We start from the raw sequence: 13,070 nt of genomic DNA on the forward strand, positions 1-13,070 counted from the left end.
GAGAAGTCCTTCATTAATGATGGCTCTGCCGCGCATCTCTGCGGTGTCTCCATTTATGCTTGATTCATGCGGGTATCTCCCGTCATGTCCGAGCCATCCTCCGAGCCCAAGGACCGTGATCGACGTGAAGGTCGGCATCCCCCGCGAAGTCAAGAACAACGAGTTCCGGGTGGCGATCACCCCCGCCGGAGTGCATGAGCTCGTCCGTCACGGCCACCAGGTCCTCGTCGAGCAGCACGCCGGCGAGGGATCCTCCATCCCGGACGAGGAGTACGTCGCCGCCGGGGCGCAGATCCTGCCCACCGCCGACGAGGTCTGGGCCGCCGCCGACCTGCTGCTCAAGGTCAAGGAGCCGGTCGCCGAGGAGTACCACCGCCTCCGCAAGGGCCAGACCCTCTTCACGTACCTGCACCTCGCCGCCTCCCGCGAGTGCACGGACGCGCTGCTCGAGTCGGGCACGACCGCGATCGCCTACGAGACGGTCGAGACCGCGACCCGCGCGCTGCCGCTGCTCGCCCCGATGTCCGAGGTCGCGGGCCGCCTCGCTCCGCAGGTCGGCGCGTACCACCTGATGCGCTCGGTCGGCGGCCGCGGTGTGCTCCCCGGCGGCGTCCCCGGTACGGGCTCGGCCAGGGCCGTCGTCATCGGCGGCGGCGTGTCCGGCTGGAACGCCACGCAGATCGCCGTCGGTCTCGGCTTCCACGTCACGCTGCTCGACCGCGACATCAACAAGCTCCGCGAGGCCGACAAGATCTTCGGCACCAAGGTGCGGACGGTCGTCTCCAACGCCCTCGAGCTCGAGAAGGCCGTCGTCGAGGCGGACCTCGTCGTGGGCGCCGTGCTCATCCCCGGCGCGAAGGCCCCGAAGCTCGTCACCAACGAGCTGGTCGCCAAGATGAAGCCCGGAAGTGTCCTTGTCGACATTGCAATCGACCAGGGCGGCTGCTTCGAGGACTCGCATCCGACGACGCACGCCGAGCCGACCTTCATGGTTCACAACTCGGTCTTCTACTGCGTCGCGAACATGCCGGGCGCCGTGCCGAACACGTCCACCTACGCGCTCACGAACGCCACGCTGCCGTACATCCTGGAGCTCGCGAACCGCGGCTGGGCCGACGCGCTGCGCCGTGACGCCGCACTCGCCAAGGGTCTCAACACCCATGACGGACAGGTGGTTTACCGCGAGGTGGCCGAGGCGCACGGCCTCGACCACGTCGAACTGAGCGCGCTTCTCGGCTGAGCGGTCAACGCCGTTCGTCAACCTCATGAGTCCGGCCGGACCTTGCCCAGCAAGGTCCGGCCGGACTCATGCCGGGGCCCTTCGTGAGCCCCGCTCAACTCGCCGGAGACGTAACCCTCTACCCGTTTTGCACCCCCGTGAATGATGCGCTCCGCTCCCCGTGCACTCTTGACAGAGGGGTGTTCGATTGCCGACACATCGGGCCGGGTCCGGCGGATTGTGTTGCTGCGAACCGGTGACACGCCATAGAGTCGCCAATCGTCGGCATGGTGCCACGCTGACCTATCGATAAGTTTCCTGGTCACATCCAAGGAGGTAAGACGACTTGTGAATGAGTCGACAATTACTCCCGGGGGTGGTCAACCAGGGATGCCTGCACGGGGTCTGAGCCCGATCGGGCTCGAAGCTGTCGGCTCCGTCGCTGTCCGCACCTTCGCCACCCACCAGCACATGACGACAGCCCCCCAGATGATGGACGGCCTACACGTGAACGCCATGGCCGGCAACGAAAGTGGCCGAGACACAGCCCACTTCGCCGACTTCGCCGAGGTGCCCGAGGGGCACTTCTACGACCCCGATGCCGAGTACGAGCCCGATCCGGAGTACGCGGCCACCCTCGCGCCCGACGCCGCTCGCCAGCGCCGCGAGCGGATCGGCCCGACCGGCCGGCCGCTGCCGTACTTCCCGATTCCCGGTCCGCTGACCGATCACGGCCCCGCGAAGATCATCGCGATGTGCAACCAGAAGGGCGGTGTCGGCAAGACCACGTCGACCATCAACCTCGGTGCCGCACTCGCGGAGTACGGACGACGCGTCCTGCTCGTCGACTTCGACCCGCAGGGTGCCCTGTCGGTCGGACTCGGGGTCAACCCGATGGAGCTCGACCTCACGGTCTACAACCTGCTCATGGAGCGGGGCATGGCGGCCGACGAGGTCCTGCTGAAGACCGCCGTACCCAACATGGACCTGCTCCCGAGCAACATCGACCTCTCGGCCGCCGAGGTGCAGCTGGTGAGCGAGGTGGCGAGGGAGTCGACGCTGCAGCGTGCCCTCAAGCCGCTGATGGCCGACTACGACTACATCGTGATCGACTGTCAGCCCTCGCTCGGTCTGCTCACGGTGAACGCCCTGACGGCGGCTCACAAGGTGATAGTCCCGCTCGAGTGCGAGTTCTTCGCACTGCGCGGGGTGGCGCTGCTCACCGAGACCATCGAGAAGGTCCAGGAGCGGCTCAACCCGGAGCTCGAGCTCGACGGCATCCTCGCCACCATGTACGACTCCCGTACGGTGCACAGCCGTGAGGTGCTCGCGCGTGTGGTCGAGGCCTTCGACGAGCACGTCTACCACACCGTCATCGGGCGCACGGTGCGCTTCCCGGAGACCACGGTCGCCGGTGAGCCCATCACCACGTACGCCTCCAACTCGGTCGGTGCCGCCGCCTATCGCCAGCTCGCCAGGGAGGTGCTCGCCCGGTGTCACGCCGAGTGAGTCTGCCGGGGGCCGACGAGCTGTTCCGCACCACCGGGGGCATGGGCCTTCAGGCCTCGTCCCCGGCCGACCGGCGACGCAAGGCGAACGGCGAGGCACGGGTGCCCGCGCCGGCCGGGGAGAGCGACACGGCGGCAGCCGCGGACACGGCCGGGCAGAGCGGCGCCGGGGGAGCGGGCGGCACGTCCGTCGCCCCGTCCCGTGAGGAGCACTCCGCGGCGGACTCCGACGGGGGCGGCTCACGCAGCCGCGCCGACGGGGGCGAACGGGCCGGGAACGGGTCGGCTGCGGGCAGGCCGGGCGGCAACGCACCGCAGGAGGCTCCTCCCGCCGTCCAGCAGCAGCGCGGTCGCGGCGGTGGCCGCGGCGCGAACCGCCGGCCCAGCGGTCGTGAGCGCCACGACGAGAAGATCACCGTCTACGTGTCGGCCGAGGAACTGATGGACCTCGAGCACGCACGCCTCGTGCTGCGCGGTGAGCACGGGCTGGCGGTCGACCGCGGGCGCATCGTCCGTGAGGCGGTCGCGGTGGTGCTCGCCGACCTGGAGTCGCGGGGCGACGCGAGCATCCTCGTACGAAGGCTGCGGGGCCGCTGACCGGTGCGGCGCCGGTAGCCTGCCGGGGAGCGGGCCGCCCCACGGGCGGCCCGGCCCGTGTGCACGGGCCAGCGCCCGTCCGTCCCTCCGCCGCACCCCTGGACCGCAATGCCGACTGCCGACGACTCCACCCGCCCGCCCCGCCGTGCTCTCGGCCGCGGACCGGGTGTCCGGCCCGCGGATCCGCCGGCCGCAGCCGCCGGGCCGGTGGACGCGCCGGAGGTACCCGTGGGGGCGACAGGCACGCCGCAGGAGGCCGGAGAGGTCCCGGGAGCCCCGGAGGAGGGCCCGGGCGCCGGTGGCCCCCGTGAGGGCGCCACAGGTGTGCCGCAGCCCGCCCAGGCGGACACAGGGACCGCCCCGGTTCCGGATCCCGCCCCGGGTCCTGCCTCGGATCCGCGGACGCCCGACGGGGATCAGGCGCCCGGGACCGCCGACGACAAGCGGTTCACCGTGCGGCTGGTCAATTTCGAGGGCCCCTTCGACCTGCTGCTCCAGCTGATCTCCAAGCACAAGCTCGATGTGACCGAGGTCGCGCTGTCCAAGGTCACCGACGAGTTCATGGGACACATCCGGGCCATGGGCCCGGACTGGGATCTCGACCAGACCACCGAATTCCTCGTCGTCGCCGCGACCCTGCTCGATCTGAAGGCCGCCCGGCTGCTGCCCACCGCCGAAGTGGAGGACGAGGCGGACCTCGCGCTCCTGGAGGCGCGGGACCTGCTCTTCGCACGGCTCCTGCAGTACCGGGCGTACAAGCGGATCGCCGAGATCTTCAGCGAGCGGCTGGAGTCGGAGTCCCGCCGCTACCCCCGTACCGTCGGGCTCGAACCCCACCACGCGGCGCTGCTGCCCGAGGTCGTCATCAGCATCGGCCCGGACGGCTTCGCCAGGCTCGCGGTGAAGGCGATGCAGCCGAAGCCCAAGCCGCAGGTGTACGTCGACCACATCCACGCACCGCTGGTCAGCGTGCGTGAACAGGGGGAGATCGTGGTGGCGCGGCTGCGCGCGGAGGGCGAGCTCAGCTTCCGGACGCTCACCGAGGACGCACCGGACACCCTCACCGTCGTCGCCCGGTTCCTGGCGCTCCTGGAGCTCTACCGGGAGAAGGCGGTCGTCCTGGACCAGGAGGAGGCACTCGGTGATCTCATCGTGCGCTGGGCGGGCGGAGAAGGGGCCGAAGCCCTGGTGACGGACGAGTTCGACCAAGAGGCGCGAGAGATACTGGAGGGCGAACGGGAATGAGCGCAGAAGACGAGGGGCGCGACGCTACGGTCGCCGGTCTCGACCTCAAGCCCGCACTGGAGGCGGTCCTGATGGTCGTCGACGAGCCCGCCACCGAGGAACACCTCGCCAAGGTGCTCCAGCGGCCCCGCCGGGCCGTCGCGGACGCCCTGCGGGAGCTGGCGGACGAGTACACCGTCCAGCGCCGCGGCTTCGACCTGCGGCTCGTCGCCGGGGGCTGGCGCTTCTACACCCGCCCGGAGTACGCGGAGGCGGTCGAGGGCTTCGTCCTGGACGGGCAGCACGCCCGGCTCACCCAGGCGGCCCTGGAGACGCTCGCGGTGGTCGCCTACCGCCAGCCGGTGAGCCGGTCGAGGGTCTCGGCGGTGCGCGGAGTCAACTGCGACGGGGTCATGCGGACCCTCCTCCAGAGGGGTCTGGTGGAGGAGGCGGGCGCGGAACCCGAAACAGGTGCGATCCTGTACAGGACGACGAACTACTTTCTGGAGCGCATGGGCCTGCGAGGCCTGGACGAGCTCCCGGAGCTCGCGCCCTTCCTCCCGGAGGCGGACGCGATCGAGGCTGAGACGCTAGAGGGTGTGCCGTCGTTCGATCCGGACGCACCGGACACCCCGGAAACTCACGCAGACGACAAGACGGAATTTTGATGCGAAGCAGTGGCAGCAGCAACGGAAGCGGCAGCGGCAAGAGCGGCGGCAACCGGAACCCCCGGGGCGGCTCGGGCGGCTCCTTCCGGCCCAAGGCCGGGGGACCGAAGGCCGACGGCGGACGTGACGGCGGGCGCGAGGGCGCGCGCGACGACAAGCAGGAGCAGCGCCCCCGCAGGCCCCGCCCCGAGGAGCGCCGCTACGACGTGGGCTCCGACAAGCCGGGCGGCGACGGCGGCGCCCGCAAGGGCCGCGGCGCGGCGGCCCGTGGAGGGGCCAAGGGCGGCCCCAAGTCCGCACAGAACGTGACCAAGGGTGGACGCCGCGTGGGTGCTCCGTCCCGCCCCCGCGAGCTCGACGCCAAGATCGAGCAGCGCAACCGTGACAGGTACGCGGACAAGCCCGACGTCAAGACGCCCAAGACGCACCCGGGCGCCGAGCAGGAGGGCGAGCGGCTGCAGAAGATCCTCGCCCGCGCCGGCATGGGCTCGCGCCGCGCGTGCGAAGAGCTCATCGAGCAGGCCAGGGTCGAGGTCAACGGCGAGATCGTCCTCGAGCAGGGCAGGCGTGTCGACCCGCAGAAGGACGAGATCAAGGTCGACGGCCTGACCGTCGCGACCCAGTCGCACCTGTTCTTCGCGCTGAACAAGCCCGCCGGTGTCGTCTCCACGATGGGTGACCCCGACGGCCGCCAGAACCTCGGCGACTACGTCAACAACCGCGAGACGCGGCTGTTCCACGTCGGCCGGCTCGACACCGAGACCGAGGGCATCATCCTGCTCACCAACCACGGTGAGCTGGCCCACCGTCTGACGCACCCCGGGTACGGGGTGAAGAAGATCTACCTGGCCGCCATCCAGGGGCCGCTCCCGCGCGACCTCGGCAAGCGGCTCAAGGACGGCATCCAGCTGGAGGACGGGTACGCCCGCGCCGACCACTTCCGCGTCGTCGAGAACACCGGCAAGAACTACCTGGTCGAGGTGACCCTCCACGAGGGCCGCAAGCACATCGTCCGCCGGATGCTGGCTGAGGCCGGCTTCCCGGTCGAGCGGCTCGTGCGTACGTCCTTCGGACCGATCCCGCTCGGCGACCAGAAGTCCGGCTGGCTGCGCCGCCTGACCAACACCGAGGTCGGCATGCTGATGCGCGAGGTCGGTCTGTAACCCGCGCCCCGCACCGAACGGCCCGCGGCCGGTTCCTGGTTCGTTTTCGAACAGGAACCGGCCGCGGGCCCTTTTGCTGCCGCCGTTTCTTCTTTATAGTCAGAGTGACCATAAAGAAGAGAGAAGGAACGGCGTGACGCTCGCGGAGATACTCGACCCCCTGCAACAGCCCCTGGTGACGGTCCTGGACACCCCGGTCAGCTGGACCGAGGTGCTCGGCTTCGGCAGCGGGGCGCTGTGCGTGTGGCTCGTGGCCCGCCAGCACCTCGCCAACTGGCCGATCGGCATCGCCAACAACCTGTTCTTCATCCTGCTGTTCGCCCAGTCCGGTCTGTACGCCGACGCCGGCCTGCAGATCGTCTTCATCACCCTCGCCGCGTACGGCTGGTGGACCTGGACCCACGGGGGTGGACCAGGTGCGACCGTCCTGCCGGTGCGCAGAACCACGCGCACCGAATGGACCTGGCTGCTCGCGGCGGGGGCGGTGGGGACCCTCGGGCTCACCCTGCTGCTGTCCAGGGCCACGGACTCCACCGTGCCGTTCTGGGACGCCCTGACGACCTCGCTGTCCCTCATGGCCACGTACGGGCAGTGCCGCAAGCGGGTCGAGTCCTGGTGGCTGTGGATCGCCGCCGACGTGGTCTACATCCCGCTGTACGCGTACAAGGAGCTCTACCTGACCTCCCTGCTGTACGCCGGTTTCCTCACGCTCTGCCTCATCGGGCTGCGCAACTGGAGCCGCGACCTCGCCGCAGCCCCGGGCCGGGAGCGGGTGCCCGCATGAAGAGCTACGGACACGGTCTGGTCCTCGGCAAGTTCTATCCGCCGCACGCCGGCCACCACCACCTCGTCCGCACCGCCCAGGACCGCTGCGAGCGGCTCACCGTCCTGGTCTGCGCGGCCTCCGTCGAATCGGTGCCCCTGGCCGACCGGGTCGCCTGGATGCGCGAAGTCCACCCGGACGTACGGGTGGTGGGTGCAGTCGACGACACCCCCATGGACCTGAACGACCCCCTGATCTGGGACGCGCACATGGCCGTGTTCACCGGGGCCGTACCCGAACAGGTCGACGCCGTCTTCACCTCGGAGTCGTACGGGGACGAACTCGCCCGCCGCTTCGGCGCCCGGTCCGTCCTCGTCGACCCCGGCCGCACCGTCTTCCCCGTCTCCGGAACCACGGTCCGCGCGGACCCGGCCGGCAGCTGGGACTTCCTCGAACCGCCCGTACGGGCCGCGCTCACCCGCCGGATCGTCGTACTCGGCGCCGAGTCCACCGGCACCACGACCCTGGCCCGGGCGCTGACCGAGCACTACCGGCGGCGCGGCGGCACGTGGGCGCACACCCAGTACGTCGCCGAGTACGGGCGGGAGTTCAGCGAACGGAAGCTGGCCGATCTGCGCGGCCGATGGCCCGGCGCGCAGTGGGAGGACGTCACCTTCACCACCGACGACTTCCCCCTCATCGCCGAGACCCAGAACGCCCGTGAGGAGGCTGCCGCCCGGATCGGCTCCCCGGTGCTCTTCTGCGACACGGATTCCTTCGCCACCACCGTCTGGCACGAGAGGTACATCGGCGGCCGCAACCCGCTCGTGGAGAAGACCGCCGACCGGACAGCCCACCACCTCTGGCTGCTCACCGATCACGAGGGCGTCGCCTTCGAGGACGACGGACTGCGCGACGGTGAGGAGCTGCGGCCCTGGATGACGGACCGGTTCCGCGCCGAACTCACCCGTACGGGCCGGAAGTTCATCGAGGTCACGGGCCCGCCCCGGACGCGGCTGGACACAGCGGTCGCCGCCGTCGACGAACTCCTCTCCTCCGGCCCGTACTTCACCGAACCCCTCCCGGAGAAGCGATGAGCACCGTCCCCGAGGGATACGACCCCCATGCCTTCGCGCCCTTCGCCGTCACCGTCGACCTCGCGGTCTTCACCGTCCGGGAAGGCCGGCTCCACGTGCTGCTCGTGGAACGGGGCGAGAACCCCTACAAGGGCCACTGGGCGCTGCCCGGCGGCTTCGTGCTGCCCCGCGAATCCGCCGAGGAGGCGGCACGCCGCGAACTCGCCGAGGAGACCGGCCTCACCCAGAACACCGTGAGCGCCTTCCACCTGGAACAGCTGCGCACCTACAGCGATCCGGACCGCGACCCCAGGATGCGGGTCGTCTCCGTCGCCTACGCCGCGCTCGTGCCCGACCTGCCCGAACCGCGGGGCGGCGGCGACGCGGCGCGCGCCCAGTGGTGGGACACCGGCGGAACCGGGCCGCTCGCCTTCGACCACGACGGCATCCTGGCCGACGCGCACGACCGGATCTGCGCCAAGCTCGAGTACTCCTGTCTGGCGACGGCCTTCTGCCCCGCCGAGTTCACGCTCGGGGACCTCCAGCAGGTCTACGAGACCGTCTGGGGCGTCGAGCTGGACCGGCCCAACTTCCGGCGCAAGGTCCTGACCACGCCCGGCTTCGTCGAGGCCGTCGACGGACCGCCGCGCCGCACCGGCGGACGGGGGAAACCGGCCGCTCTGTACCGGGCGGGTGCCGCCACCGCCCTGCACCCTCCACTCCTGCGCCCGGAAGGACGGACATCATGATCCCGACAAGGATTCTCACCAAACAGGCGGCCTCGGGCGCGCTGACCGGGCTCGCGCTCGGTGACGCGCTGGGCTTCCCGACCGAGTTCAACAACGTGCCGTCCATCCTCGCCAAGTGCGGGCCGTGGCGGCAGATGCGGCTCCCGAAGCCGGCGATCGTCAGCGACGACACCCAGATGACACTCGCCCTGGGGCGCGGCATACGCACCGCGATGGACCGCGGCCTGCTCACCCCGCTGCGGCTGGTGGGCCCCGTCCGCGAGGAGTTCGTCGACTGGTACCACTCCCCGGACAACAACCGCGCCCCCGGCCGCACCTGCATGACGGCCTGCCGCATGCTCGACAGCGAACGGCCCTGGCAGGAGGCCAGCCAGACGGGCTCCAAGGGCTGCGGCGCCAACATGCGGGTCGCACCCGTCGGGCTCGTACCCGGCCTCAGCGAGGAGCAGCGCTCCGGCGCGGCACAGCTCCAGGCCGCCCTCACCCACGGCCACCCCACCGCCCTGGCCGCCTCCGACCTGATGGCCCGCGCGGTGTTCCTGCTGGCGCAGGGGGCCGAACCCATGGGCCTGGTCGGGCAGTTGCGCAGCTACGCGTTCGAGAGCAGGGGTCGCTACCTGGAGCGCTGGCTCGGCGACCTCTGGCGGTACGCGGGCGACGCCTCGCCCCAGGAGTACATCGGCCGGGGCTGGGACGAGTGCCTCAGTGCCCTGGCCAAGGTCCAGGACGCAACTCGTCGCCCCTCCCCGGAGACCGACCCCTGCGAGGCCACCGGTGACGGCTGGATCGCCGAGGAGGCCCTGGCCACGGCCCTGCACTGCTTCCTGCTCTTCCCGGAGGAACCGGCCACCGCACTGCGCAGGGCCGCCTGCACCCGCGGCGACTCCGACTCGCTGGGCTGCCTGACGGGAGCGCTGGCCGGGGCACATCTGGGGGCGGCGGCCTGGCCCAAGGAATGGTCGGAACGCATCGAGTACCGGAGCGACCTGCTGTCGCTCGGGGCGCTCTGGGACTCTTGATCCATGCACCTCGACACGACGTCCCTCCTACGGGCCGGGCTGCCGGTCACCGACTTCGCCCCGGTCCTCGCCGAGGAGCCCGGACCGCTCCTGTTCGCCACGGTCTCCGGCGCGCATCTGTACGGCTTCCCCTCCCGCGACTCGGACGTGGACCTGCGGGGGGTCCACGTCCTGCCCGCGGAGGACCTCGTCGGGCTGCGCGACCCCGAGGAGACGCGCTCGCGCATGTGGGACCGCGACGGTGTCGAGATGGATCTCGTCACCCACGATCTCCGCAAGTTCGTCCGCCTCATGCTGAAGCCCAACGGCTACGTACTGGAGCAGTTGCTGTCCCCGCTGGTCGTGCACACCACCGCGCTCCACACGGAACTGACCGCCCTGGCGCCGAGCGTGCTGACCCGCAACCACGCCCACCACTACCGGGGGTTCGCCGGCACCCAGTGGCGGCTGTTCGAGAAGACCGGTGAACTGAAACCGCTGCTCTACACGTTCCGGGCCCTGCTCACCGGCATCCACCTCATGCGCAGCGGTGAACTGGTGGCACACCTGCCGACACTGCTGGGGGAGGTCGCGGCACCCGCGTATGTGCCCTCCCTGATCGAGGCCAAGGCGGAGGCCGAGCACGGCGGCGCCCACACCGTGGACGGTGCGGTGGCGGCGCGGGACGTCGAGGCGCTGCACACGGTCCTCGACGAGGCCCAGGCCGGTTCACGGCTGGCCGACGCCGGGTCGGGGTTCGACGCGCTGCACGACCTGGTGGTCCGCGCGCGGCTCGGCTAGCCGGCCGCCGACGCCCTCCGGGAGCGGACCAGGAACGCCTCCACACGCTCCACATCCGGCTCCGGGGGCAGCGGCGAACGGGAGACCGCCTCGTCGTTGTCCTCGGCCAGGCGGTTCATCCGGCGCTCCACCTCGGACCACGGGACCTCGCCCCGCTTCACCGCGAGGAGCTCCTCGCGCGCGTCGCCCACCTCGATCGTCAGCCGGCCCGTCCGCAGCAGGTCCCGGCCGGCCGCCAGCAGCCGCAGCAGGTGCATGGCGTGCTTCCAGCGCGGGACGCCGTACTGCCGGACGTCCGCCTCCAGCTTCTTGCGCTGCCCCATCGCGTAGCGGACGAACGTCTCGTGTGCCCGGCGGGACAGGAACGCCCCGCGCAGACCGAGCAGTTCCCGGCCGGTGTCGTCGATCCGCTCCACGAGCGGCGAGTGCAGGCACTCCAGCACATTGGGATTGGCCCGGAGTGCCAGCTCGCAGAAGCGCTCCAGCTCCCAGGAGAACTGCTCCGCACCAGGTCCGTCGACATGCGTCGGCGGCTTGGTGAAGCGCCAGAACAGCGGAGTCGGCGCGAGGAAGATCCCGCGCCGGTCCGTGTCGCTGTCGTCCGTCGCCAGCCCGAAGGCGCGGGAGCCCATCACACACGAGTAGACCGTGTGATCGCGTACGAGGGCCTCGGCCTCAGGGGTGGTCATGGGCGCGAGGCTACCGGCCTACCCGAGCCGGATGCTGTCGCCTTCGACGGTGATCTGCTCGGCGGGCAGCGGGCGCGTGGCGGGACCGGCTTCGACAGCGGCGTCCGTGATGCTGAACTTGCTGCCGTGGCAGGCACAGTTGATCGTGCCGTCGCTCACCGACGCGACGATGCAGCCCGCGTGGGTGCAGACGGCGGAGAAGGCCTTGAACTCGCCCGCCTCCGGCTGGGTCACCACCACCTTGCGGTCCTTGAAGATCGTGCCACCGCCGACCGGGACGTCGGAGGTCCGGGTCAGCTCCCCGGCGGAGGTCCCCGAGGCTTCCGGGGTATCCGGGGTCTTCCCGGTCTCCGAGGCCGGGGCCGTGCTTCCGTCGCCGTCCCCGTCGCCGGACGAGCCGCAGCCGGTCACCAGTGCGGCGGCGCCCGCCGTCAGGACCGTCCTTCGCCGTGCGTTCATGGCTCTCCTCGCGTGGTGGTCGATGGGAGGCATCGTGGCGCCGCGGGCCGCGCGGACGAAGCAACCGGGCGGCGGGTGCGGCCGGGCGAGTGGCGATGGAGCCACTTCCTGTACAGTTGTCCAGGAAATCTACTCGCAGGAGGCCGAACGTCATGCAGACCGCCGCCCAGGTGCTGGTCGCGCTCGTCGCGCTGATCCACGCCTACTTCCTCGTCCTGGAGATGTTCCTCTGGGACACCCCGCGCGGCCGGAAGGCTTTCGGCACCACCGAGGAGTTCTCCGGGCAGAGCGCCACCCTCGCCGCCAACCAGGGGCTCTACAACGGATTCATGGCCGCCGGGCTGGTCTGGAGCCTGATCGCGGGCGATCCCGTCGCCCACCAGGCGCAGATCTTCTTCCTGAGCTGCCTGATCGTCGCCGGGGTGTACGGGGCGGCCACCGTCAGCCGCAAGATCCTCTACGTCCAGGCGGCACCCGCCGCCCTCGCGCTCGCCCTCGTTCTGTCGGCGGGCTGAGCGCCATGGCGCCGGCGGTGACGGACGGCAGCGGCGACCCGCGTACCGCACGCACCCGCGGCAGGCTCCGGGAGGCGCTGCTGGAGGCCTGTGCCGAGCGGTCGCTGGACCGGGTCAGCGTCGCGGACGTGGTGCGCGGGGCGGGCGTCGGGCGCGCCACCTTCTATCTGCACTACGACGATCTGCGCGCCCTGGCCCTGGACGCCTGCGCCGGGCCCGTACGGGAGGCGGTCGACGCCCTCCACGCCTGGGACCGGACACCCCCAGGACCCGACGCGCCCCCGGAAGAGCTGGTCGCCCTGCTCGCGGACGTGCGCGGCCGGGCCGCCGTCTACCGGAGCCTGCTCGGCCCCGGCGGCCCCCTCGGTGACCTGCTGCACCAGGAGCTGCGGCAGCGCAGCATCGACGAACTGCGGCGGCGCAGGCCGGGCGGCAGTGGCCACGACCTCACCGCGAGCGCCGTGGCCGGGCTGTTCACCGGAATGCTCGCCGACTGGGTCCACGACCGGACCGACGCCACACCGGAGCAGCTCGCCGGGCGGATCTGGCGCAACCTCCTCGCCGTGCACGCCGCGGCGGCGTCTCACGGACAGAGCGCGGCGACCGCGGGTCCCGCCGCACCTCTAGGCTGAAAGAGCACG

General features: G+C 71.0%; 15 protein-coding genes. 13 read left to right on the forward strand and 2 right to left on the reverse strand.

Annotation, left to right across the window (positions count from 1 at the left end; all coding sequences use genetic code 11):
* Positions 1-124: 124 nt before the first annotated feature.
* From ald to ACFQ6X_RS31380, 11 genes are all read left to right on the forward strand, one after another.
* Positions 125-1,240, forward strand: coding sequence for an alanine dehydrogenase (ald, locus tag ACFQ6X_RS31330; protein WP_383186515.1), 1,116 nt, complete (start codon positions 125-127; stop codon positions 1,238-1,240).
* A 369-nt stretch (positions 1,241-1,609) separates the two neighbouring features.
* On the forward strand, positions 1,610-2,728 hold the full coding sequence (locus ACFQ6X_RS31335; protein ID WP_329212580.1) for a ParA family protein: 1,119 nt from the start codon (positions 1,610-1,612) through the stop codon (positions 2,726-2,728).
* Positions 2,725-3,324: a hypothetical protein gene (locus ACFQ6X_RS31340; protein ID WP_383186517.1), complete on the forward strand. Its 600-nt coding sequence runs from the start codon at positions 2,725-2,727 to the stop codon at positions 3,322-3,324. Before ACFQ6X_RS31335 ends, ACFQ6X_RS31340 begins: the two co-directional genes overlap by 4 nt.
* Before the next feature lie 108 nt (positions 3,325-3,432).
* On the forward strand, positions 3,433-4,569 hold the full coding sequence (locus ACFQ6X_RS31345) for a segregation/condensation protein A (protein WP_383186441.1): 1,137 nt from the start codon (positions 3,433-3,435) through the stop codon (positions 4,567-4,569).
* Complete coding sequence (scpB, locus tag ACFQ6X_RS31350; protein ID WP_383186444.1) at positions 4,566-5,216, forward strand: SMC-Scp complex subunit ScpB; 651 nt, start codon at positions 4,566-4,568, stop codon at positions 5,214-5,216. Before ACFQ6X_RS31345 ends, scpB begins: the two co-directional genes overlap by 4 nt.
* Complete coding sequence (locus tag ACFQ6X_RS31355; protein WP_383186445.1) at positions 5,216-6,379, forward strand: pseudouridine synthase; 1,164 nt, start codon at positions 5,216-5,218, stop codon at positions 6,377-6,379. Before scpB ends, ACFQ6X_RS31355 begins: the two co-directional genes overlap by 1 nt.
* A gap of 133 nt (positions 6,380-6,512) precedes the next feature.
* Positions 6,513-7,163: a nicotinamide riboside transporter PnuC gene (pnuC, locus tag ACFQ6X_RS31360; protein WP_383186446.1), complete on the forward strand. Its 651-nt coding sequence runs from the start codon at positions 6,513-6,515 to the stop codon at positions 7,161-7,163.
* On the forward strand, positions 7,160-8,239 hold the full coding sequence (locus tag ACFQ6X_RS31365; protein ID WP_383186447.1) for an AAA family ATPase: 1,080 nt from the start codon (positions 7,160-7,162) through the stop codon (positions 8,237-8,239). The genes pnuC and ACFQ6X_RS31365 overlap by 4 nt, the downstream gene beginning before the upstream one ends.
* Positions 8,236-8,967 (forward strand): NUDIX domain-containing protein, encoded by a 732-nt coding sequence (locus tag ACFQ6X_RS31370; protein ID WP_383186449.1) that lies wholly within the window; start codon positions 8,236-8,238, stop codon positions 8,965-8,967. The genes ACFQ6X_RS31365 and ACFQ6X_RS31370 overlap by 4 nt, the downstream gene beginning before the upstream one ends.
* A complete protein-coding gene (locus ACFQ6X_RS31375; RefSeq protein ID WP_383186451.1) occupies positions 8,964-9,986 on the forward strand; it encodes an ADP-ribosylglycohydrolase family protein in 1,023 nt (340 codons plus the stop codon). The genes ACFQ6X_RS31370 and ACFQ6X_RS31375 overlap by 4 nt, the downstream gene beginning before the upstream one ends.
* 3 nt (positions 9,987-9,989) lie before the next feature.
* The gene (locus ACFQ6X_RS31380) at positions 9,990-10,766 is read left to right on the forward strand and encodes a DNA polymerase beta superfamily protein (RefSeq protein WP_383186453.1); all 777 of its coding nucleotides are present in this window, start codon (positions 9,990-9,992) and stop codon (positions 10,764-10,766) included.
* Here the strand turns inward: ACFQ6X_RS31380 and ACFQ6X_RS31385 are convergent.
* The gene (locus tag ACFQ6X_RS31385) at positions 10,763-11,455 is read right to left on the reverse strand and encodes a DNA polymerase beta superfamily protein (RefSeq protein WP_383186455.1); all 693 of its coding nucleotides are present in this window, start codon (positions 11,453-11,455) and stop codon (positions 10,763-10,765) included. The genes ACFQ6X_RS31380 and ACFQ6X_RS31385 overlap by 4 nt on opposite strands.
* An 18-nt stretch (positions 11,456-11,473) precedes the next feature.
* On the reverse strand, positions 11,474-11,914 hold the full coding sequence (locus ACFQ6X_RS31390) for a Rieske (2Fe-2S) protein (protein ID WP_383186457.1): 441 nt from the start codon (positions 11,912-11,914) through the stop codon (positions 11,474-11,476).
* Between the two features lie 152 nt (positions 11,915-12,066).
* Between ACFQ6X_RS31390 and ACFQ6X_RS31395 the strand changes: the two genes are divergently transcribed.
* A complete protein-coding gene (locus ACFQ6X_RS31395) occupies positions 12,067-12,429 on the forward strand; it encodes a DUF1304 domain-containing protein (protein ID WP_383186459.1) in 363 nt (120 codons plus the stop codon).
* A 17-nt stretch (positions 12,430-12,446) separates the two neighbouring features.
* Positions 12,447-13,061, forward strand: coding sequence for a TetR/AcrR family transcriptional regulator (locus tag ACFQ6X_RS31400; RefSeq protein WP_383186461.1), 615 nt, complete (start codon positions 12,447-12,449; stop codon positions 13,059-13,061).
* Positions 13,062-13,070 lie beyond the last annotated feature (9 nt).

Origin of the sequence: Streptomyces sp. NPDC056452 (assembly GCF_042796085.1) — a bacterium.
Classification (GTDB): domain Bacteria; phylum Actinomycetota; class Actinomycetes; order Streptomycetales; family Streptomycetaceae; genus Streptomyces.